The organism is Mycolicibacterium sp. SMGY-1XX (assembly GCF_059132455.1).
Genome location: NZ_CP101139.1, coordinates 5,487,670 through 5,509,480 on the forward strand (window position 1 = coordinate 5,487,670; position 21,811 = coordinate 5,509,480).

Genomic DNA, 21,811 nt, shown 5'->3' on the forward strand with positions numbered 1-21,811 from the left:
TGGGGTGGTCGGGGCCCGAATCGATTACCGCGGACGAAGCAGTCACTTCGATGCGTTAGGCTGTGCAGGCCCAATGGCGCATAACTCAGCGCCCCCGTAGCTCAGGGGATAGAGCGTCTGCCTCCGGAGCAGAAGGCCGCAGGTTCGAATCCTGCCGGGGGCACTTTCTCACCAGCGACACAACCGATCGGCAGGTCGGCGTGTCGTACGTTGAGGTCGATGCGAATCGCGGTGGTGGAAGACGACGACGGTCTGGGCGACGCGCTGGTCGAAGCGCTCGCCGAAGTCGGCCACGCCCCGATCAGGATGCGTCGCGGCGCTGACCTGCTGCTCGGACACCGTGACGTCGACATCGCCCTGCTGGATCTGGGCCTGCCCGACGTCGACGGCCTGACAGTGCTGCGGCAGTTACGCGCGGTCAGTCAGCTCCCGGTGGTGGTGCTGACCGCCCGCGACGACGAGCGTTCGGTGGTGCGGGCACTGCGCGGCGGCGCCGACGACTACGTGGTCAAGCCGGCGCGCCTCGGCGAGCTCCGCGCCCGGCTCGAGGTTGCGGGCCGACGGCACGGTCAGGCGGCCGAGCCGGCGCCCGAGACCATCACCATGGGCGACATCGTGGTCGATCTGGGGGCCCACCGCGTCCACGTCGACGGCCGGGAGGTGGCACTGACCCCCAAGGAGTTCGAGCTGCTCGCCCACCTGGTGGTCCGTCGCGGCGAGGCGGTGAGCCGTCAACAGCTCATGGATGCCATCTGGGGTGACGCCTATGTGGCGATCTCGCGCAGTCTCGACGTGCACATGACGGCGCTGCGGGCCAAACTCGGCAGGCCGGACGCGATCGCCACCATCCGCGGGTACGGCTACCGCTGGAGTAGATGACGTGTGGCGGCGCGTGTTGCTGGTCCTGGTGGCGTACTCGGCCATCGTGGTGATGGTTCTCGCAATTCCGTTGGCGCTGACCGTCAGTCGCGAACGTCTGCAGCGTTTCGGGGAGAGCAGATTCGCGGCCGCGGCGTACTTCGCCGACCTGGCGGCCCGCGACGAGGACTCCGGGGATCTGGAACTGCGGGAAGCCGCACAGCGCTATCACTCGTTGTACGGCGAAGGCGTGCTGGTGGTCGACAGGGACGGGGCCGCGCGCGCGTCGGCGGGTATCACCACCGCGTCCGACGGGGTGGCGGACGCGGTGTCCGCGGCGCTGCGCAACCAGCGAAGTGATGTGCCGTCGTCGTTGACGCCGTGGTCACATCCCGACGTGCTGATCGCCGTTCCGGTGGGGACGGGAACGCAGGTGGACGGCGCGGTTGTGTTGTCGGCATCGACGGCGGCCGCCGCCGGTGACGTGGCGCGGGCTTGGGCCGTGATCGTGGCCGGCGCCGTCGCTCTCCTGACCGTGGTCTCGGTGATCGCGGTCGCGTTGTCACGGTGGACGGTACGCCCGCTGACCATGCTGTCGATGCGGGTGCGTTCACTGAGCGACCGGGTACTCGACCGTCTGCCCGCCAGCGTCGCCGCGACGTCGTCGTCCCACGACACCCGCTATGCGGGCCCGCCCGAAGTCCGCGAACTCGGGAGGGCGTTCGACGTCATGGCCGGCAACGTGGAGGCCGCAGCGGCCGCTCAGCGGCGCCTCGTCGCCGACTCGGCACACGCCCTGCGAAACCCGCTGGCCGCGTTACGCATTCGGCTCGACACCCTGGGCATGGGACTGGCGGGTAAATCCGCCGAGGCCCACCGCAAGACCACCACGGAGGTGGATCGGCTCAGCGGCGTCGTCGCCGACCTCCTGGCGTTGGCATCCGCGGAATCAAGGCCGGTGGAAGACAGTCGCACATCGTGTGACATCGGCACGGTGCTGGCAAAGCGATACGAATTCTGGTCGGGCGCCATCGCCGAGGCGCAGATGACGTCGGCGATCGTCACGCTAGCGACAGACGCCGTTGCGGCAATCCCCCAGGACGACATGGACCAGATCCTGGACGTCCTGTTGAGCAACACGGTGAAATACGCCGGAGCCGGCTCACACGTCGAGATCGGCTGCAGCACAACCGACGACGAGGTGACGGTGTGGGTCGAGGATTCGGGCCGCGGAGTTCCGGAACGGGACCTTCCCCTGCTGGCCAACCGGTTCTTCCGTGCCTCGGGCACCGTCGGTCAGGGCACCGGCCTGGGGCTGGCGATCGCCCGGGCGCTCACCGAGCGCGCCGGCGGCACGTTGACCGTCAGCGCACGCGTCCCGTCGGGACTTCGAGTCGAGCTGGTGCTGCCGGCGTCGTCCTAAGGGAATGTAAGGATGCCCGACAGCAACTTCCCATTCGGCTGTGACTGCCTTCACAGTGAGGAAGCAGCAGTCGTTTGAATGGAGGAGCTGTCCCATGAGCAACCCGGCCACCGCACTCGGCCCGGAGAAGTCGCCGACGTCGTCGCCCGCCGCCACCCGGCGGGCCGTGCTGAACACGCTGCGGGGCTCGTCCGGAAACCTCGTCGAGTGGTACGACGTGTACGTCTACACCGTGTTCGCGACGTACTTCGAGAGCCAGTTCTTCGATTCCGCGGACAAGAACTCGACCATCTACGTCTACGCCATCTTCGCCGTCACCTTCGTGATGCGCCCGGTGGGCTCGTGGTTCTTCGGCCGCTTCGCCGACCGCCGCGGCCGACGTGCGGCACTGACGTTCAGCGTGTCTCTGATGGCCGCATGCTCACTGGTCATCGCGCTCACCCCCGGACGCGAGAGCATCGGGGTGTGGGCGGCGGTGATCCTGGTGCTGTGCCGGCTGGTGCAGGGGTTCGCCACCGGCGGTGAGTACGGGGCATCGGCCACGTACATGTCCGAGGCGGCCACCCGCGAACGGCGCGGTTTCTTCTCCTCCTTCCAGTACGTCACCCTCGTCGGCGGCCATGTGCTGGCCCAGCTCACCCTGCTGGTGCTGCAGACCTTCCTCAGCCAGGAACAGATCGAGGAGTTCGGTTGGCGCATCGCCTTTTTGATCGGCGGGGTGGCAGCGGTGGTGGTCTTCTGGCTGCGGCGCAGCATGGACGAGTCACTGACCGCCGAACAGCTCGACGCGGTGCGCCGGGGCGACGACCACGGGTCGGGCTCACTGCGCAACCTGTTCGTCCATCACTGGCGGGCGCTGCTGACCTGCTTCGCCGTCACCATCGGCGGCACCATCGCGTTCTACACCTACAGCGTCAACGCACCCGCGATCGTGAAGTCCACCTATGAAGACCACGGGATGACCGCGACCTGGCTCAACCTGATCGGCCTGACATTCCTGATGGTGATCCAGCCGATCGGCGGCCTGATCAGCGACAAGGTGGGCCGCAAGCCGGTGCTGGTGTTCTTCGGTGTCGGCGCGGTGTTCTACACCTACGTCCTGATCACATTCCTGCCGAAGACCACATCGGTTGCGGCATCCCTGACGCTGGTCTGCATCGGCTACGTGATCCTCACCGGCTACACGTCCATCAATGCCATCGTGAAGGCGGAACTGTTCCCGTCGAATGTGCGTGCCCTGGGCGTGGGACTGGGCTACGCCCTGGCGAACTCGGCATTCGGTGGCACCGCCCCGCTGATCTATCAGGCCGCCAAGGGCGGTGGCCACGTGCCCTGGTTCATCGCCTACGTCACGGTCGTGATCGCCATCTCGCTGTTGGTCTACATCTTCGTGCTGCGGAACAAGTCCGAAACCGAACTGGACCGCGAACAGGGCCGCGCGTTCGTCTGACGGCCTAGATTTGACCGGTGTTCGATCGGCGGACGGCGCTTCGCGGCGCGGGTGTTCTGGGCGTCGTGTTGGCCACGTCGGCCTGCGGGGTACGTCCCGACGCCGAACTGAGGTTGGCGGCAGGTGAGTCCGGAGGCTTCTTCTGGGAGTTCTCCGGACTGCTGGCCGCCGCCCTCGACCGGGCCGGTGCGGCCCGCGTCACTCCCCTGCATTCCGAGGGCTCGGCCGACAACCTCGAGGCGCTGCGCTCCGGACGCGCCGAACTGGCGCTGAGCCTGATCGACACCGCCTACGAGAGCGCCGACCGGGACACCCTGACGGCGGTGGGCTGTGTGTACGAGAACTACTTCCAGGTGGCGGTGCGCCACGACTCCCCGATCGTCTCGACCGACGATCTGCGTGGACGCCTGGTGAGCGTCGGCGCCCCGGGGTCGGGGGCCGCCTCGTTGTCGGCCCGCGTGCTCGCCGCAGCGGGACTGCCGCAACCCGGCGACATCCGCAGTGTGGAGTTGCCGATGCGGGAGGCCACCACTGAACTCGCCGGCGGGACCGTCGACGCGGTGATGTGGGCCGGCGGGCTGCCGACCCCGGCCTTCACGGCCACCGACGCCGGGATCCGGCTGCTGGACCTCACCGCAGTGGTGGCCCGGCTCAGAGAGTCGTACGGGACCACCTACGAAGCGGTGCCCGTCCCGGCCGACGTCTACGGGCGCCATGCCGCGGTCACCACCGTCGGCGTGGCCAACCTGTTGTTGGCCCGACGGGATGTCGCCGACGACGCCATCGCGAGCATCGTGGACGTCCTCATCGACGATTCAGCGGATCTGGTGCCCGCCCAAGCGGTGGGCAGCCAGTTCCTGGACGCGCAGTCACTGATCCTCACCGGTGCCATCCCGTTACATCCCGGGGCTGCGCAGGAGTACCGCCGCCGGCACGGCTGAGCACGTACTCCCGACTGTGCCCGGCCATGGAGTTTCCTCCGGGTCCGCTGTGGGGCAATGCGGCTGCGGCCGGCGCCTCGTTACCGTGAGCACAACGCGTCCTCCTGTCCGATGGATCGGATGCTCGACGGGAATGACCGACACTCATGGGCAGAAATCTGATCTTCGCGGGAGCCGCCGTGGCCGCCCTTCTGATGGGCACCGCGGCACCGGCCACTGCGAGCGAGATCGTGGCCGATCCGTCAACGGTGTCGGCCAGCTCAGGAGCGGGCAGTCAGGTGCGGACGGCGGCGGTACAGGGCGATGTCCGCACCTCGGGGACCCAGGGCCTGGTCCGGAGCAACGTCAAAGCCGTGCCGGGAACCCGAGCCCAGCCCATGCCGACTCCGAACACCTGCGACGGAGAGCTCAACTACACCTGCGACGACTGACGGCCTACTGCGGATTGGTGGCCAGGAACTCCTCGACCGGGATCGGTGCCGCAGCGGCGTAACCCACCGGCAGAACCACGTCGCCGGCGGTGGTGCCGTAGTAGACGTCCCAGCGGTAGTACCCGCCGAAAGCGCCCGGGTTCGACGCGATCACCGCCGCGTAGGCGCTGACGGCCCGGACGTAGCGGTTGGAGTTGTTGTAGCGGTAGAGCGCCTGGTCGCGGTTGCCGGCGAAACCGTGCGCCGCCAGGAAACGGCCGGCGGCCATGATGCTGTCGTGGGGCGACCGGATGTCACCGCCCTGTCCGTAGCTGGCGAATGTCGACGGCAGGAACTGCATCGGCCCTTGCGCACCGGCGGTGCTCACACCGTCGACGCGCCCGAACGCGGTCTCCACGAAGTTGATCGCGGCCAGGTAGTTCCAGCTGACGCCGGTGGCTGCCTCGGCCTGGCGGTAGTAGCCCAGCAGCTGCTGTGCCGGCGGGGGCGACACGATCCGCCATGCGGGGACCGTGGGTTTGCCGACGCGACTGCTCAGGGCGGTGAGGTCGCGCCGTGCGTCGACGTTGCGGATGTAGGCCTCGAGCAGCGGGGCCGGGACCCGTCCCCGCGCGATCGCCTCCCACTCGGGATGGCGCCCCAGCGCGCGGTACGCGGCTTGCTGACGCCGCGCGGCAGCGACGAGCTCGGCTTCTGTCGACGACGGGTCGCGTAGCGCCTGCTCATCGCGGACGAGATCGTCGGCGAGCTGGGCAGGGTCGGCCGCCAATCGTGGTTGGGCGCGTTCCGGTGGCCGCGGGGCAGCCGGCTGGGTGGCGACGGGTTGGGAGGACTCGGTGGACGGTGGTGTGACGGCCGGCGGTGTGGTGGCCGGCGGCGTGCAGCCGGTGAGCGCCACCATGATCGTGACGATCACGGGCACCGCGGCGCGAAAAGGCATACGGCTCAAAAACTCCACTCTCCGGCATGTCGACCCACCCGAGTGTCCCCTATCTGCCGTCGGACATCAATCAGCCGACGGCCACGTACAGTGGGCCGCGTGCGCCGGTGTCGTATTGCATGGCTGGGGTTGGTGGCGGCCCTGGTGCTCGCCCTGAGCCCCGTGCCCGTCGCATCCGCGGTGCCGGTTCTGATCTCCGCGGACAGTGAGCGGATACTCCAGACGATGCTGGCCGTGCCCGCGGACACGGTTTCCGCTGCCTTCCTGGGAACTCCCTACGGCGCAAACACTCTCGTCGGCTCGGCGGACGAGCCCGAGGAACTGGTGGTCGAGCTGCAGCGGGTCGACTGTTTCACCTACGCCGACTATGTCGAAGCGCTGAAGCGCGCCGGTGGCGATCGAAATGCATTCATGGACAGCCTGATCGACATTCGGTACAAGGACGGCGTGGTCGGATTCGCCAATCGGAAGCACTTCTTCACCGACTGGGCCGCGACGGCGCCCGCGGTCGCCACCGATATCACCGCCGGCCTGAGCGACAAGGCGATCGAGACCACGAAGAACCTGAACGCGAAAGACTCCGGTGGGGTGTACCTGCCGGGTCTGCCGGTCGTCGCGCGCACCCTGTCCTACCTGCCCAGCGAGCAGGTGGACGAGGAGGTGCTGAGCCGGTTACGCACCGGGGACTATCTGGGCGCGTACGCCGACGACGGTGGCCTCGACGTCACGCATGTCGGAATCTTCGTCAGCACGCCGCAGGGACCCCTGTTCCGCAACGCCTCGTCGTTGAGCGCGGACAACAAAGTGGTCGACACACCGCTGGCGGACTACCTCGCCACCGTTCCGGGTCTGGTGGTACTGCGTCCGGTGGTGTGACACGCTGCTCGCCACCTAGCAGCAGGCCCTGCCTTTCCACGCCTCGCGGCCCTCTTTCACGGCGACGGCGGCGATCACCAATCCGGCAACCGGATCGGCCCAGGACCAGCCGAACGCGCTGTTGAGCACCAGGCCGGCGAGCAGCACCGCCGACAGGTAGGTGCACAGCAGGGTCTGCTTGGAGTCGGCCACCGCGGACACCGACCCGAGTTCGCGGCCCGCCCGGCGCTGCGCGTAGGACAGCACCGGCATGATCACGAGACTCGTTGAGGCCAAGACGATTCCGATCGTCGAGTGCTCCGGCTCCCCCACCCCTGCGAGCGAGCGGACCGCATCCACCGTGACATAAGCCGCGAGCCCGAAGAACGACAGGGCGATGATCCGCAGGGCGGCCTTCTCCCGGGCCTCGGGATCGCGACCGGCGAACTGCCAGGCCACCGCAGCGGCCGACGAGACCTCGATGACGGAGTCCAACCCGAAGCCGATGAGCGCCGTGGAGGACACCCGCGTGCCTTCTGTCAGGGCCACCACGGCTTCGACGACGTTGTAGGTGATGGTCGCAGCGACGAACCACCGGATCCGCCGCCGCAGGATGAGGCGGCGATCCGCCGAGACGGCGGTCACCGGCACCCGCAGACGCTGCCGTCGGCGCCGATGCACACACACTCCTGGTCGACCGCCAGCACCAGACCCATCAAGTCATCGAGGGCGTGGCCGATACGACGGTCGGCCAGCTCGTACCGCGCGCGGCGTCCTTCCGGCACGGCGACCACGAGACCGCAGCCGCGCAGACACGCCAGGTGATTGGACAGGATCTGCCGCGACACCCCGAGACGATCGGCCAGTTCCGCCGGATAACTCGGTGCATCGTTGAGCTGCAACAGGATTCGGGTCCTGGTCGGGTCGGACAACGCATGCCCGAACCGGGCGAGTGCCTCCGTGTGTGCCACCGTGTGCATACCCGGACAGTACAGGGCTTTCTGTATCCAGAAAAGGATGTATCAATCTTGGCACTCGTCGTGCACCATGATTAGGCGTCCGGGCGCTTGTTCGCCAGGCCGCCGGTCATGCCGCGCACCGACCCCGGCACCGGCACACCGGTGGGGCAGTCCGGCGCGCGTCGTGGCTCACCGTAGACCGTGGTCAGCGGCACCACACCGGCCCAGGCGCCGGCCGCGACGTCCTCATCGGGGTCGTCGGGCCAGCCGGCACTCACCTTGAGCGACCAGTTGTCCTCACCGATGGCCATCCTCAGGGCCATCGTCGCCGCCAGCTCCCTTCTCCTGCTGGCCCGCAGTTCGGCAACACGTCCGGGGATGAAGGAGTCGGTGAGCGCCTCCAGGTACGACTCCTTGTCGTCGTCGGCCACCACCTCGAAGCTCCCGTACAGCACTGCGCTGCGATAGTGGAAGGAGGACTCGAATCCGCTGCGCGCCACCACAACCCCGTCCAGCGTCGTCACCGACACCGCCACCGCGGCGCCCTCGGCCACCGCACGCATCCAGGGTGAGCCGGTGGAACCGTGGATGACGAGGTCGTCGCCGATGCGGGCGAACCCGGTGGGAAAGATGACCGGGTGGCCGTCACGTACCAGCGCGACGGTTGCCAGCGGCGTGGCTTCGAGCAACGCGTACAAGTCGGCGCGCGAAATGTTCTGCTTTTCACTGAGACGGGAGACCCGCGTCGAAGGCTGCGACACAGGTGCAAGCGTCCCATCTCGGCGCCGATCGCGCGCGGGAATATCGTCCGGGCTCAGACCGCCAGCCAGGCCGCGGCGTCAGGCGGCAAAGTGGTGAGCACCTCCGGCACCGACGCCACCACCACCGTCGCACCCGCGGGGAGTTCGACATCGGTGGTGCCGGTGTTCACCCAGCACTGCGCGGCGCCGCGGGTGAAGGCCAGCACATCCGGCCCGGTGGCCTGCCACTGCACCTGGGCGGTGGGCTCCCACAACTGATCCCGCGACGCCAGCGCAGCACGGTACAGCTGCAGGAAGGACTCCACGTCACTTTCCTGGACCTCGACGGACAGCTCACCCCAATGCGGAGGCTGCGGCAGCCACGTCGAGGACGTCGACCCCGGTGGCGAAAACCCGTACGGCGCATCACCCTTGGTCCACGGCAGTGGGACCCGACAACCGTCTCGGCCGACATCGGTGAACCCGGACTGCACCCAGGTGGGATCCTGCCTCACCTCGTCGGGCAGGTCCTCGACCTCCTCGAGCCCCAGTTCCTCCCCCTGGTACACGTACGCGGTTCCCGGCAGCGCCAACTGCAGCAGCGCGCACGCTCGCGCGCGCCGCCGGCCCAGGGCATGGTCAGCCGCTTCCTCGGCCCAGCGGGCCCGCTCCCACTCGCTTTCGATCGAGTCCTCGGGCTGCGAACGGGAGTACCTGGTCACGGTCCGTGGCACGTCGTGGTTGGACAGCACCCAGGTGGGCGGGGCCCCCACCGACGCCGCGCTGGCGATGGCGTCGTCGATCACCGTCCGCAGGCTGCTCGCCCGCCACGGCGCACGCAGGAAGTCGAACTGGAAAGCTGTGTGGAGTTCGTCGGGCCGCAGATACCGCGCCAGCCGCTCATTGCTGGGCACCCACGCCTCGGCGATGAAAACCCGTTCCGGCGCATAACGATTGGCCACCGACCGCCAGCCCCGGTAGATCTCGTGCACTCCGTCTTGATCCCACGCCGGATGCGATTCGTTGTGTTGGGCGCCTTCGGTGGGCGCGCCCCGGTCCGGCAGGCCCGCCGCCTTGACCAGACCGTGGGCCACATCGATCCGGAAGCCGTCGACCCCCTTGTCGAACCAGAACGCCAGCACGCTCTCGAATTCCGCGCGCACCTCCGGATGTTCCCAGTTCAGGTCCGGCTGCGCCGGCGCGAACAGATGCAGGTACCACAGACCGTCATCGACGCGTGTCCACGCCGGACCGCCGAACACCGACTGCCAATCGTTGGGCGGCAGTTCACCGTCCGGACCGCGGCCGGGCCGGAACAGGTAGCGGTCCCGGGCGCCGGGCTCGTCCCGCAGGGCGGCCGCGAACCACGGGTGCCGGTCCGAGGTGTGGTTCGGGACGATATCGAGGATCACCCGGATACCCACAGTGTGAGCCTGCTGGATGAAGGCCTCCGCCTGGTCCAGGGTGCCGTAGGTCGGCTCGATCGACCGGAAATCGGCGACGTCGTAGCCGGCATCGGCCATCGGCGAGGGGTACCAGGGATTGATCCACACTGCGTCGATGCCGAGCTTGGCCAGATACGGCAAACGGGACGTCAAGCCGGTGATGTCACCGATGCCGTCTCCGTTGCCGTCCGCGAAGCTACGGATGTAGACCTGATACACCACCGCCGTCTTCCACCACGCCGCGTCGGGCTCGACGGCCAACGGGGCGCTTTCGCCCGTAGTCACAGTTGTCACAGTCATCAGCGTTGACTGTGCCCTTTTCGGTGTCAAGCGAAACCGAATGCGACGCGCACACTTTCGTTTTGCCCCCGCCGACCGGTTTCGGCGTCGCAACGCTTTCGAGACCCGCGGGACACTTCCAGCAGGTTATGATCTGTGCCACACTGGCCGAAGCGGTAGCCGCAGATCACTTCGACCTGTCCGCAGCGTGGCGGTGGAGGCGCGATGAAACGTTTGGCATTTCGGCGTGCGACGGCTCTTGCCGCGGCCCCTGTTGTGGCCGCCGGGCTGTTGACGGCCTGTGGCGGCTCGTCGGGGCCGCCGGTCCTGACGTGGTACGCGATGCCCGACAACGGCGGCGCCGCGACACGTGCGCAGCAATGCGCCGACGCCTCCGGTGGCGCGTACGAGGTCAGCCTGGAAGTGCTGCCGGCAAATGCGACGGGTCAGCGGGAGCAGCTGGTCCGCCGACTGGCCGCCGGCGACACGTCGATCGATGTCATCAGTGTCGATGTGGTGTACACCGCCGAGTTCGCCAACGCCGGCTTCCTCCGCCCCTACACCGAGCAGGAGACCGCGCGGCTGACCAACGGAATGCTGCCGGCACCTGTCGAGACCGGCATGTGGAAGGACAAACTGTACGCCGCACCGTTCAAGACCAACGCCCAATTGCTCTGGTACCGAAAGTCACTGGCGCAGGCCGCGGGCGTCGACCCCACCAGTCCGGGTTTCACATGGGACGAGATGATCAAAGCCGCTGTGGCACAGGACAAGACGATCGCCAGCCAGGGCGCCCGGTACGAGGGCTACATGGTGTGGGTCAACGCTCTGGTGCTCTCCGGGGGCGGCCAGATCCTCGAAGACTCCGAAGCCGGGCGCAATGCCAGACCGTCACTGGCCACCCCGGCCGGCGAGAAGGCCGCCGAGATCATCGGCAACATCGGCCGCTCCCCCGCCGCGCCGGCGGATCTGTCCAACGCGCAGGAGGAACAGTCCCGGGCGACATTCCAGGGTGAGCGTGGCGGTTTCATGGTCAACTGGCCGTACGTGCTGGCCGCCGCGCGCGGCGCTGCCGAGGAGGGCAGCCTGGCGCAGGAAGTGGTCGACGACATCGGGTGGGCCCGGTATCCACGGGTGTTCCCGGACCAGCCCAGCGCACCGCCCCTGGGCGGGGCGAACCTCGGAATCGGCGCCTACTCGGAGCATCCCGAGGAAGCGGTGGCCTTGGTGGAATGCGTCAACGAGTTGGAGAAGGCCACCCAGTACATGCTCGACGAGGGGGAACCCTCGCCGTACGCGGCGTCCTACGACGATCCCGAGGTGCGCGAGAACTACCCGAATGCCGACCTGATCCGCGAGTCCATCGCCGAGGGCGGCCCACGCCCGCTCACCCCGTTCTACGTCGACGTCGCCGGCTCGATCTTCCAGACCTGGCACCCCCCGGCCTCGGTGACCGCTGAAACACCGGCCCGGACAGATCAATTCATGGCCGATGTGCTCAGCGGAAGGCGGCTCCTGTGACCACCCTGGAAAAACCGAGCAAGTCGCAGAAGGCCGCCGACGCCACCACCAGCGACCGGGTGAAGGGCGAACGCCGGCTCGGCTTCTACCTGACACTGCCGTCCTACATCGTGATGATCCTGGTGACGGCCTACCCGCTGGGCTACGCCCTGGTGTTGTCGCTCTACAACTACCGCCTGACCGATCCGGCCGGGCGTGAGTTCGTGGGTCTGTCGAACTATCTGGTGATCATCACCGACCCGGTGTGGTGGAACGACTTCATCACCACCCTGCTCATCACGATCGTCACCGTGGCCGTCGAACTGGTTCTCGGATTCTGGTTCGCGTTCGTGATGCTGCGGATCATCCGCGGTCGTGGTCCCTTGCGCACCGCCATCCTGATCCCCTATGGCATCGTCACCGTGGTCTCGGCGTTCATCTGGCGCTACGCCTTCGCCATCGACTCGGGGTTCGTCAACCAGTGGTTGAACCTCGGGGCGTTCGACTGGTTCGGTGACCGCTGGTCGGCGATCTTCGTGATCTGCCTGTCCGAGATCTGGAAGACCACCCCGTTCATCTCACTGCTGCTGCTCGCCGGCCTGGTGCAGGTGCCCGAGGACATGCAGGAAGCGGCGAAGGTGGACGGCGCCACCGCGTGGCAGCGCCTCTACAAGGTGACGCTGCCGAACATGAAGGCCGCCATCATGGTGGCGCTGCTGTTCCGCACCCTGGACGCCTGGCGAATCTTCGACAACCCGTTCGTGATGACCAACGGCGCCAACAACACCGAGACCATCTCCTTCCTGGCCTACCGGCAGAACGTGACGCTGGTGAACCTCGGCATGGGGTCCGCGGTCTCGGTACTGCTGTTCCTGTCGGTGGTGGCCATCGCCTTTGTCTTCGTCAAGGGCTTCAAGACCGACCTGTCTCAGGTGAGGGGGGACCAGTGAACTCGGCCAAGGCCAACAGATGGTGGACCATCGCCGGCATCGCCATCGTCCTCTACAGCTTCTTCCCACTGGCGTGGATGATCAGCCTGGCCTTCAAGCCGCCGGCCGACATCGTGTCCGGGAGCCCTCAATTCCTGCCCACCTCATGGACTTTCGACAACTTCGCCACCATCTTCAGCGACTCGTTGTTCACCCGGGCGCTCATCAACTCCATCGGCATCGCCCTGATCGCGACCGTGATCTCGGTGGTGATCGCGATGTTCGCCTCCTATGCGATCGCCCGGCTGGAGTTCCGCGGAAAGAAGCTGCTGCTGTCGCTGGCGCTGGGGATCGCGATGTTCCCGCAGGCCGCGCTGGTGGGGCCGTTGTTCAACATGTGGCGCGGACTCGGCATCTATGACACCTGGCTGGGTCTGATCATCCCCTACATGACCTTCGCCCTGCCGCTGTCGATCTGGACCATGTCGGCGTTCTTCCGGCAGATCCCCTGGGAGATGGAGCATGCCGCCCAGGTGGACGGCGCCACACAGTGGCAGGCGTTCCGCAAGGTGATCATCCCGCTGGCCGCACCCGGAGTGTTCACCACCGCGATCCTGACGTTCTTCTTCTGCTGGAACGACTTCCTGTTCTCCATCTCCTTGACGTCGACCAACAGCGCCCGCACCGTGCCCGCGGCGCTGGCGTTCTTCCAGGGCGCGTCGTACTTCGAATCAGCAGTGCCCTACATCATGGCGGCCTCAGTGATCGTCACTATTCCCGTGGTGATCCTGGTGCTGATCTTCCAGCGCCGGATCGTCGCCGGATTGACCTCAGGAGCAGTGAAGGGATAACCATGGCCGAGATCACCATGCAAAACATCGTCAAGCAGTACGGCGACGGCTTTCCAGCGGTCAACGACGTCAGCCTCGACATCGCCGACGGCGAGTTCATGATCCTCGTCGGCCCCTCCGGCTGCGGAAAATCGACACTGCTGCGGATGATCGTGGGACTGGAGGACATCACCTCCGGTGACATGATCATCGGCGGCAAGAGGGTCAATGACAAGGCCCCCCGGGATCGCAACCTGGCCATGGTGTTTCAGAACTACGCGCTGTACCCGCATCTGACCGTGTTCGAGAACATCGCGTTCCCGCTGCGCCTGGCCGGCAAGCTGTCCGATGACGAGATCCGCAAAACCGTCACCGAGGCCGCCCAAACCCTGGAGCTCCAGGACCATCTGGATCGCAAACCCGCGAATCTGTCGGGCGGCCAGCGTCAGCGTGTCGCCATGGGGCGGGCCATCGTCCGCCACGCCGACGCATTCCTGTTCGACGAGCCGCTGTCCAATCTCGACGCCAAACTCCGCGGCCAGATGCGGATGGAAATCCTGCGCCTGCAGCGCAAGCTCGGCGTGACGACCGTGTACGTCACCCACGACCAGACCGAGGCGATGACCCTCGGTGACCGCGTGGCTGTGCTGAAAAAGGGCATCCTGCAACAGGTTGCCAGCCCGCGTGAGCTCTACGACCAGCCGGTCAACCTGTTCGTGGCGGGCTTCATAGGCTCACCGCCGATGAACTTCGTACCGGCCTCGGTGCGCGGCAGGCAATTGGAGCTGCCGTTCGCGTCCATCCCGATGCGTCCCGAATGGGAGAAGGTCACCGAAGAGGGCAAGGTGTACATCGCCGGGATCCGTCCGGGTGCCTTCGAAGACGCCAGCCTGATCGATGCCGACAAGAGCAACCGCGGTGTCTCCTTCGACGTCGACATCGACATGACGGAATGGCTGGGCAACGAGCAGTACGCGTTCGTGCCGTTCGAGGCGCCCGCCGAGATCACCAGTCATCTGGCGCAGTTGGCCTCCGAACTGGACAGCGAGCAGCTGCGTACCCAGCTCTGCGTCGAGCTGGACCCGTTGAGCCGGGTGCGTTCGGGCGACAAAGCCAAACTGTGGCTGGACACCTCTCGTCTGCACCTGTTCGATCCGCAGAACGGCAACAACCTCACCCGCACAGCAGGTTCGGAGCAGCGCGAACCGGTCAACGCCGGCTGAGGCCATGCGCGCACCGGAGCTGCGGCTGCGGGCACCGACACCCGACCTGGTGGCACTGCCCTGGGAATTGCCGCTGTCCGAGTGGATGGTGCCCGATGTCCCGTTGCGTGACATCGCCGTCGGGCCGAGCCGGCACCTGGTCAAGTTCGTTGAATGCGACGGCAAGCTGTGGGCGTTGAAGGATCTGCCGCCACGCATCGCGGTCAAGGAGTACGACGTCCTGCGGCAACTCGAGGACATGGAACTCAACGCCGTGCGCCCCGCCGGGGTGGTGCTGCAACCCGAACACGAGACCGCGATCCTGGTGACCCGCTATCTCGAGGGCTCGTGGCAGTATCGCCGGCTGTTCATGCGGCTGCCTCCCGACAAACCCAGGCACCGCGCGCGGCTGCTCGACGCCATGGCCTCGCTGATGGTGGAGTTGCACCGCCACGGGGTGTTCTGGGGTGACTGTTCGTTGGCCAACACGCTGTTCTCCCGTGACGGCCAGGTGCTGCAAGCCGCGCTGGTAGACGCCGAAACCAGTGCAGTGCATCCGAATCTGTCTGACGGTCAACGACAATGGGATATGGAGATCCTGGTCGAGAACGTGGCGGCGGGCATGATCGACCTGGCCGCCCGGCTGGACCGCCCCGAGGACCTCAACGATGTCCTGATCGCCGAGGCGTTCAGTGTCCGCGAGACCTACGACCGGTTGTGGGAAACCCTGCACACCGAACCGGTTTTCGGGTTCGCCGACCGCTACGAGGTCGAAGGAACCATCCGCAAGCTCAACGAACTGGGCTTCGCGGTGGACGAGGTGTCGCTGCAACCGGTCAGCGCCGACCCGAGCCAGTTGCGCCTCAAGGTGGCCGTCGGCGACCGCCGCTACCACGCCCAGCATCTGCGCGCCCTGACCGGTCTGGACGTCGGTGAGGGCCAGGCCAGGATCCTGCTCGGTGATCTGCACGCCTATCAGGCGCAGTTGTGCCGTGAGGCCGGCGAGGACGTCGACGAGGGCACCGCGGCGCGGCTCTGGTTGATGGAGGTGGCCACCCCGACCATGCACCGGGCGCATACCGCAGTGGGCAACGCCGGTTCCGATATCCAGGCGTTCTGCGATCTGCTCGAGGTGCGTTGGCTGCTGTCCGAGCAGGCCGGGCATGACGTCGGCACCGAGAAAGCGCTTGTGGCGCTGGCCCGTAACCGGGTGCCGGCCGACTCCGCCGCGGAGATGGTCGTTGTCGAGGTGCCCACCGAGCCTTTCGAAGTGCTCTCCGAGGACGACTAGCACGTCCCGGCAGTGGGCCGAGGCACCCCACCCACTCACGGTGGTAATTCCTCATCACGTTCCGCGCGGTAGACGGCGTTGAGCGCGCGCTCTGCGGCGATGCGGTAAGCGCGGTCCTTGGCCTTGCTGCGTTTTCGTTTCGGCATCTTGACCGATTTGTCGGATGCCGGTTTTGTTCTCGGGCTGCCCCGCTGCACCGGAGCCGAGGTGACGTCCGCGGCCGGGAACAGCAGCCGGCTCAGCGGAATGCTGGTGTAGGTGTGACCAGTCGGGGTGGTCACACGTATTGTGCCGTCGGGGTTTTGCGCATCTGACCAACCGTCGCGGAACGTCTTGATCAGGTGATCGTGTCGGCAGTATCCCTTGATGTTGGAGGCGTGCGTGGGCCCGCCGGCGCCCCAGGCGATGGTGTGGTCGAGATCGGCCTCGTCGATCGGCCGGTCACAGCCCGGCATTCGGCATGTCAGATCGCGCGCGCGAGCGAACTCGCGGTCCACGTCGCGGATCCGGTACCCGTCGGCCGGGTCAACGGGCGGAGGCTTGACATGCCGTACTTCGGCGCCGGCGGCCAGCAGCGCGGCGATCAACGCATTGGGCACCACCCCGAATCCCGGGATGAACCCCGGCGGCGATCCCCTCTCGGGGCGCTCCCGGCCCGCTGACTCCACGTCCTGGTCGGTCGCCGGGTCCACGGCCTCGGTCTTCACGGGCGCGGCGCACTGGCGAGGAGCGCCGGGGGCCGGCTCTCCGCCGGTCTGTTCCTCGGACGCACCAGCGGCGGGACCGGACCCTACATCCGCACCGTCCGACGGCGAAGGCGCTTCGGCTTGGGCCTGTTCCTCGGACGCACCAGCGGCGGAGCCCGACCGTACATCCGCACCGTCCGACGGCGAAGGCGCGTCCGCCCCGTCCTGCTCCTCGGACGCACCAGCCGTCCTGCTGTCGACGATGGGCACGTTTTCGGGGGCCCGAGGGAACACCCCCGCGCCGTGGATCAACGCATCCGGCTGGCTCTCGAGCAGGGCGGCTTCGCCGTAGATGTGCACCACAAACCGTGACGCCACCCCGTCATCGGCGGCGGCGGTGCACGTGGGCGACCCGCACAGGCATTTGAGGTGGTCTGCATCAGCACCCAACGCTTCGGCAGCATCGGCCATCCGCTGATCCAGGGTCCGCGGATCATTGGCGCACACCCCTTTGGCCAGCGTGCGGACCCGCCCCATGAACAACGTCGCGCCCGGCTTGCTCAACCGCATCACTATGGTGGTGACCCCGGACCGGTCATCGTTGTGGTGCACCCGGACCTCGCGGCCCCGCATCGTGTTGCGGACCCGCCGTACCGCATCCGGGTCATACCGCTCGATCCACACGTCGACCGCGTTCTTCAACTTGTAGTACGACAACCCACTCCACCCGCATTCGAGGGCGGCCGCCACACAGGCGGTGTCGATCGCGGCGAGAGCCTCATCGTCAACGACCAGCAAGGTGCGTTCCACCACGGTGGCCATCACCTTGGCCGAGATCTCGCCGCGCAGAAACAGCGCCGCCAGCTTGGGGAAACGCTCCCGCATCGCCACCCCGATCTGCAGCTCGCGATACGCCCAGCCGCGGGAGACCCCGAAGGCCATCGCGATCTCGGCCACCACATCGTCTTCCTCGTCGACCGCACCCAGGCAGCTGTCTTCATCAGCATCAGCCAGCCACAGCGCGGCCCACTCAGCCAGCAACGCCAGGCGCTGGGCCTCCCCGGCCGCGACGATCCGGCCCCAACCGACAGCGGCATCGACCAGCGGGGCGGCATCACTGCCACCCTTGAGCTCGTCGATCAGCGCCGGTAATTGCTGGAACATGCCCCGACCATACCGACACCCACCGACAAATCAGCGTCTCCAAAATCGCAGTGCCAGAACGCCTTTACTGTCGCTGAGTTGTCGCTCGCCAGGCGGGCATCTCAAGAGTAGGCGCTCAGTAGAGATAGACTCGCGAACCATCACCCTGGTGCACGCGGGGCCGTCCACCGGGAGTGAGATCGGAGCCGAACGTCGCGCTCAGCCCGGTTCGGACACTGGTCAGCTCGGCGAACCCACTGAACGTGAAATCACCGGGCGAATCGACCTTCTGGAAGACGAACTCGTCGGACTGCGCGGTGTTACCGGCACCGCACGTGTAGAGCTGCTTGTGTCCCGCCGGCGTCACCAGTGTGGCGCTGGCGTGCAGGGCTCGGCCGTAGGCCACGTTGGTCAACGACCGGCCGGCACCCAGCGGGGTGATCCGCCACAGGTCGGTCTTGTCATCGTCATCGCGCAGAGGTAGGTGGTAGACCTCGAAGTCCACGGGCGCAGGCGCTCCTGCGGGCACCGATTCGGTGTTGCTGGCATGCAGGCAACGGTCCGCGGCATCCACGACGTAGGCCACGGTGTCATCGGGGAGCCCGCCGCACAGATATCCCGCTGACAGTGCCAGGCGCAGTTGCTGACGAACCTCGGCGATGCGCGAAGCGGCGTCGGGAACGCCGAGATCCGCTACCAACGTCTGCAAACGGTTGATCAGTGGCGTCCAGGTGCCCTGCTGGACGTCACGGGAGAACAAGGTCTCGCGGTAGGTGCGGATCTGATCGAACACCTGCGCGCGGCGCCCGGGGTCGGCTCGCACGAGTTCAGCCACCACGCCGGCCCGGCCGAGCCGAAAGGCCCTGTCAGGACGCAGGATCTGATCGATTCCCCAGGGGATCATCGCGAACTTCACGTCGCCGACACCCGGTTGGGCGACTGCCTGCACATCGTTGTACAGATACGTGTTGTTGGTGTTCTCCGAGTAACTGTCCCAGTGCTTGAGGAAGAACTCCATGGCGTAGAACTTGATGAACTGGTCGAGATTCACCACCTGAGCAGCCCCGGCCAGCCCGTGGGCCGCAATCTGATCGATCGCCAACGACACGTCGGCTTTGTCCTCGAACTGCGACAGCGATTCGACGCCGATGTGGTCCAGCCGATCGGCGATCAGATCGTCGCGGTGCTCAAGCTCGTACAGATTCCCCTTCATGTTGCCGTCGAAGTTGCGCTCGATGTAGCGCTTCATCACGGGCTCGGCACTGACATAAACGCCGGGGTTGCCGATCAGGTTGCCGTTGACGAACACGCGTGCGTAGTTGGACCGGGAGTGCGGCAACCCGGCTGCGGCCAGCATGCGGTAACCCAGCGTCTGCCGGATGTAGGACGCGTCCTGGATCGAATTGTTCAATGTCAGGTACCGCGTCCCGATCAGCGCCTCGACCGCAGCAGAATCGGCGAACTTCCCGAAATCGACGTGGAGACAGGGCTTCTCGCTGCTGATCGAGCCACAGAAGGATTTCTTCTTGACCCCGACATCGGTGAACCTCGCCGGCTGGGAAGGGAATGTGGTGCCCGAGATCTCGACGGCGGAGGCTTTGCGCCAGGTGTAGCGGGGGCCGTCGTTGAAGTCGAAGTTGCACCGGCCTCCCCTGGGTTCTTCGGTGCGGACGAACTCCCAGTCGGCGGGTGCCATGCTGATCTCGACGGTGAGCACGTTGTCGATGTCGTACAGCGCGTCCATCGCCTGCTGTTGCTCGATACTCATCGCGTCAGTATCGGCCGCTGAACCCCCACCGGTTCGGGTAGCGGACTACCCGAAAAACGCTAGAGCACCCGGCGTACCGCGTCGGGTGTCAGCTCGGCCAGACTCCGGTAGCCGTCGACGGCCATGATCAGGTCCGCCTCGGCGAGGATCGACCGCAGCACGTGCACCAGTCCGTCCTCCCCTGCGATCGCGAGACCGTAGGCGTACGGCCTGCCGATCCCCACGGCCGTCGCGCCGAGTGCCAGCGCTTTGATGACCTCGGCGCCGGAGCGCACCCCGGAGTCGAACAGCACCGGCACCTCCCCTGCGGCATCGACCACGCCCGGGAGGCAGTCGATCGCGGGCAGGCCGCCGTTGGCCTGTCGACCACCGTGAGTGGAGCAGTAGATCCCGTCGGCGCCGTGATCGATCGCGCGCCGTGCATCATCGGGATGGCAGATTCCCTTGAGGATCAACGGAAGCGAGGTCAGGGACCGCAGCCAGGGCAGGTCCTCCCAGGTGAGCGGATTACCGAAGATCCCGGCCCAGTACGGCACGACGGACCGCGGGTCGGCATCCAGCGTGGCCGCATCCACTCCGCATTTCTCCCGGAACACCGGGTCGCTGGTGTAGTTGGCCAGACAGTGCCCGCGCAATTGCGGGAAGTTGGCGGTACTCAGATCGCGGGGCCGCCAGCCGGGCACCCAGGTGTCCAGCGTGACGACGATACCGGTGTACCCCGCGGCCTCGGCCCGGCTGACCAGGCTTTGGGCGATATCCCGGTCAGCGGGGCAGTACAGCTGGAAATAGCCTGGAGTATCCCCGAATTCAGCGGCGACGCCCTCGAGCGGATCACCCATCAGCGTCGAGGCGAACATCGGCACCCCGGTGCGCGCGGCGGCCCTCGCCGCGGCCAGATCACCGTGGCCGCTCCGGTCACACAACGCGGTGACACCGATCGGCGCCATGAACACCGGGACCGGCCACGTGGTCCCCCACAGCTCGACGGTCAGGTCACGTTCCTTGGCGCCCACCAACATTCGTGGGATCAGGCCCCACCGCCGGAATGCGCTGACATTGACGTCCTGGGTGGTCTCGTCACCGGCGCCGCCCGCGACATAAGACCACACCGATGGCGGCAACGACTGCTCGGCACGCGCCTCCCATTCCGGGTAGGTCATCGGCAGCGACGGCTGCACCCCGGTGAGACCGGCGAAGTAGATCTCGTACTGGTAGGCACCGTAATTGGGGCTGGTCACACGAAGTCCTTCACCACATCAGCGACCCGGCTCAGTTGGCCGAGGTCGGAACTCGTCGGAATGAGATGTATTTCGTCGGTGCCGATATCGGCGAATCGGCGCAGGACGGCCGCCAGGTCCTCCTCGGTGCCGGCCCACCCCGTGGTAGGCGCCATCGCATCGACGAACTCGGCGGGAATCCAGTTCATGTAGCGGCGCAGGTGGGTGTGCACCTGCGCGCGTGCGCTCTCCTGCGGGCCGAGCGCGAACCAGAACGACGTCGCCAGATGGGGTTTCGGCTTGCCCGCCTCGGCCCAGGCCTGCCGCGCCACGTCGAAGAGTTCGTTCTGCGCGGTGACGTCCAGATCCAGGGTGGTGCCCGCCATGCCGTCGGCCCAGGCGGCGGCGCTGCGCACCGTCTTGGGCCCGATGGTGCCCACCAACAGCGACGGTCCGCCGTCGCGAACCGGCGCCGGGCCGACGGGAAGCACCGATTCGGTGAGCTTCTCCCCCGCCCACACCCGGCGCATGATGTCCACCCGTTCGGCCATGCCGCGCATCGTCTGTGTCGCCGGATCCGCACCGACCGCCCGGTAGTCCTCGTGCCGGCCGCCCACGCCGATCCCGACCGTCAAACGCCCGCCGCTGAGCATGTCACCGGTGGCCAGCGCCTTGGCCAGCATCACCGGGTCATGCAACTGCGGCACGATCACCGTCGTCACCAACTGCACCCGGTCGGTCCACGCCCCGACGGCGCCGAGCAGCGTGAGGCTGTCCGGGTTGTCGAAGGCGATGCGCTCACCCCAGCACAGCGACGAGAACGGTCCCTGATCGACTTCGGTGGCCCACGACTTCAACACCGACGCGTCGAGGTCCGGTTCCATCACCGGCAGCGTCATCCCAACCTGCACGACCGCGATTCTG

General features: G+C 67.0%; 20 protein-coding genes and 1 tRNA gene. 12 read left to right on the top strand and 9 right to left on the bottom strand.

Translation table 11 applies throughout. From position 1 onward, the window contains the following. Positions 1 to 90: 90 nt before the first annotated feature. The 6 genes from NL241_RS26220 to NL241_RS26245 all read left to right on the top strand — a co-directional run bounded on the left by NL241_RS26220 (position 91) and on the right by NL241_RS26245 (position 5,103). Positions 91 to 163: transfer RNA gene (locus NL241_RS26220), tRNA-Arg, on the top strand. A 56-nt stretch (positions 164 to 219) separates the two neighbouring features. After that, positions 220 to 879, top strand: a complete 660-nt coding sequence (locus NL241_RS26225) for a response regulator transcription factor (RefSeq protein WP_487694439.1) — start codon at positions 220 to 222, stop codon at positions 877 to 879. Between the two features lies 1 nt (position 880). Next, positions 881 to 2,281, top strand: coding sequence for a sensor histidine kinase (locus NL241_RS26230; RefSeq protein WP_494395445.1), 1,401 nt, complete (start codon positions 881 to 883; stop codon positions 2,279 to 2,281). A gap of 94 nt (positions 2,282 to 2,375) precedes the next feature. Then, positions 2,376 to 3,731, top strand: a complete 1,356-nt coding sequence (locus tag NL241_RS26235) for an MFS transporter (protein ID WP_487694441.1) — start codon at positions 2,376 to 2,378, stop codon at positions 3,729 to 3,731. A 17-nt stretch (positions 3,732 to 3,748) separates the two neighbouring features. Beyond that, positions 3,749 to 4,672: a TAXI family TRAP transporter solute-binding subunit gene (locus tag NL241_RS26240; protein ID WP_494395446.1), complete on the top strand. Its 924-nt coding sequence runs from the start codon at positions 3,749 to 3,751 to the stop codon at positions 4,670 to 4,672. A 146-nt stretch (positions 4,673 to 4,818) separates the two neighbouring features. Further along, positions 4,819 to 5,103, top strand: coding sequence for a hypothetical protein (locus NL241_RS26245; protein WP_487694444.1), 285 nt, complete (start codon positions 4,819 to 4,821; stop codon positions 5,101 to 5,103). A 4-nt stretch (positions 5,104 to 5,107) separates the two neighbouring features. On the opposite strand, the gene NL241_RS26250 is transcribed toward NL241_RS26245, so the two are convergent. Next, positions 5,108 to 6,043, bottom strand: coding sequence for a lytic transglycosylase domain-containing protein (locus NL241_RS26250; RefSeq protein ID WP_494395447.1), 936 nt, complete (start codon positions 6,041 to 6,043; stop codon positions 5,108 to 5,110). Positions 6,044 to 6,085: 42 nt separating this feature from the next. Here NL241_RS26250 and NL241_RS26255 point away from each other — a divergent pair, with 42 nt between their 5' ends. Continuing rightward, on the top strand, positions 6,086 to 6,919 hold the full coding sequence (locus NL241_RS26255) for a DUF1460 domain-containing protein (protein ID WP_494395448.1): 834 nt from the start codon (positions 6,086 to 6,088) through the stop codon (positions 6,917 to 6,919). A gap of 15 nt (positions 6,920 to 6,934) precedes the next feature. Here NL241_RS26255 and NL241_RS26260 read toward each other — a convergent pair whose 3' ends face one another. From NL241_RS26260 to NL241_RS26275, 4 genes are all read right to left on the bottom strand, one after another. Continuing rightward, positions 6,935 to 7,579: a cation efflux transmembrane domain-containing protein gene (locus tag NL241_RS26260; RefSeq protein ID WP_494395449.1), complete on the bottom strand. Its 645-nt coding sequence runs from the start codon at positions 7,577 to 7,579 to the stop codon at positions 6,935 to 6,937. Then, positions 7,540 to 7,878, bottom strand: a complete 339-nt coding sequence (locus NL241_RS26265; protein ID WP_494395450.1) for an ArsR/SmtB family transcription factor — start codon at positions 7,876 to 7,878, stop codon at positions 7,540 to 7,542. Before NL241_RS26265 ends, NL241_RS26260 begins: the two co-directional genes overlap by 40 nt. 71 nt (positions 7,879 to 7,949) lie before the next feature. Beyond that, positions 7,950 to 8,618 (bottom strand): pyridoxamine 5'-phosphate oxidase family protein, encoded by a 669-nt coding sequence (locus NL241_RS26270; RefSeq protein WP_487694450.1) that lies wholly within the window; start codon positions 8,616 to 8,618, stop codon positions 7,950 to 7,952. A gap of 53 nt (positions 8,619 to 8,671) precedes the next feature. After that, positions 8,672 to 10,342, bottom strand: a complete 1,671-nt coding sequence (locus NL241_RS26275; RefSeq protein ID WP_494395451.1) for a glycoside hydrolase family 13 protein — start codon at positions 10,340 to 10,342, stop codon at positions 8,672 to 8,674. A gap of 204 nt (positions 10,343 to 10,546) precedes the next feature. Between NL241_RS26275 and NL241_RS26280 the strand changes: the two genes are divergently transcribed. From NL241_RS26280 to NL241_RS26300, 5 genes are read left to right on the top strand one after another with little or no spacing between them, the layout of a single operon-like run. Then, complete coding sequence (locus NL241_RS26280) at positions 10,547 to 11,842, top strand: extracellular solute-binding protein (RefSeq protein WP_487694453.1); 1,296 nt, start codon at positions 10,547 to 10,549, stop codon at positions 11,840 to 11,842. Beyond that, positions 11,839 to 12,771 (top strand): carbohydrate ABC transporter permease, encoded by a 933-nt coding sequence (locus NL241_RS26285; RefSeq protein WP_494395452.1) that lies wholly within the window; start codon positions 11,839 to 11,841, stop codon positions 12,769 to 12,771. The genes NL241_RS26280 and NL241_RS26285 overlap by 4 nt, the downstream gene beginning before the upstream one ends. After that, entirely contained in the window at positions 12,768 to 13,601 is an 834-nt protein-coding gene (locus tag NL241_RS26290; RefSeq protein WP_487694455.1) for a carbohydrate ABC transporter permease, read from the top strand. The genes NL241_RS26285 and NL241_RS26290 overlap by 4 nt, the downstream gene beginning before the upstream one ends. Positions 13,602 to 13,603: 2 nt before the next feature. Then, positions 13,604 to 14,803 carry an ABC transporter ATP-binding protein gene (locus tag NL241_RS26295; protein ID WP_487694456.1) on the top strand — a complete coding sequence of 400 codons (1,200 nt, stop codon included), beginning with the start codon at positions 13,604 to 13,606 and terminating at the stop codon, positions 14,801 to 14,803. Positions 14,804 to 14,807: 4 nt separating this feature from the next. After that, entirely contained in the window at positions 14,808 to 16,073 is a 1,266-nt protein-coding gene (locus NL241_RS26300; protein ID WP_487694457.1) for a DUF4032 domain-containing protein, read from the top strand. A gap of 35 nt (positions 16,074 to 16,108) precedes the next feature. On the opposite strand, the gene NL241_RS26305 is transcribed toward NL241_RS26300, so the two are convergent. From NL241_RS26305 to NL241_RS26320, 4 genes are all read right to left on the bottom strand, one after another. Further along, complete coding sequence (locus NL241_RS26305; protein WP_494395453.1) at positions 16,109 to 17,923, bottom strand: HNH endonuclease signature motif containing protein; 1,815 nt, start codon at positions 17,921 to 17,923, stop codon at positions 16,109 to 16,111. 115 nt (positions 17,924 to 18,038) lie between these two features. Beyond that, positions 18,039 to 19,670, bottom strand: coding sequence for a CotH kinase family protein (locus NL241_RS26310; RefSeq protein ID WP_494395454.1), 1,632 nt, complete (start codon positions 19,668 to 19,670; stop codon positions 18,039 to 18,041). Positions 19,671 to 19,729: 59 nt separating this feature from the next. Further along, complete coding sequence (locus NL241_RS26315; protein WP_487694460.1) at positions 19,730 to 20,908, bottom strand: alpha-hydroxy-acid oxidizing protein; 1,179 nt, start codon at positions 20,906 to 20,908, stop codon at positions 19,730 to 19,732. Beyond that, positions 20,905 to 21,786, bottom strand: coding sequence for an LLM class flavin-dependent oxidoreductase (locus NL241_RS26320; RefSeq protein ID WP_494398395.1), 882 nt, complete (start codon positions 21,784 to 21,786; stop codon positions 20,905 to 20,907). The genes NL241_RS26315 and NL241_RS26320 overlap by 4 nt, the downstream gene beginning before the upstream one ends. Between the last annotated feature and the right edge of the window lie 25 nt (positions 21,787 to 21,811).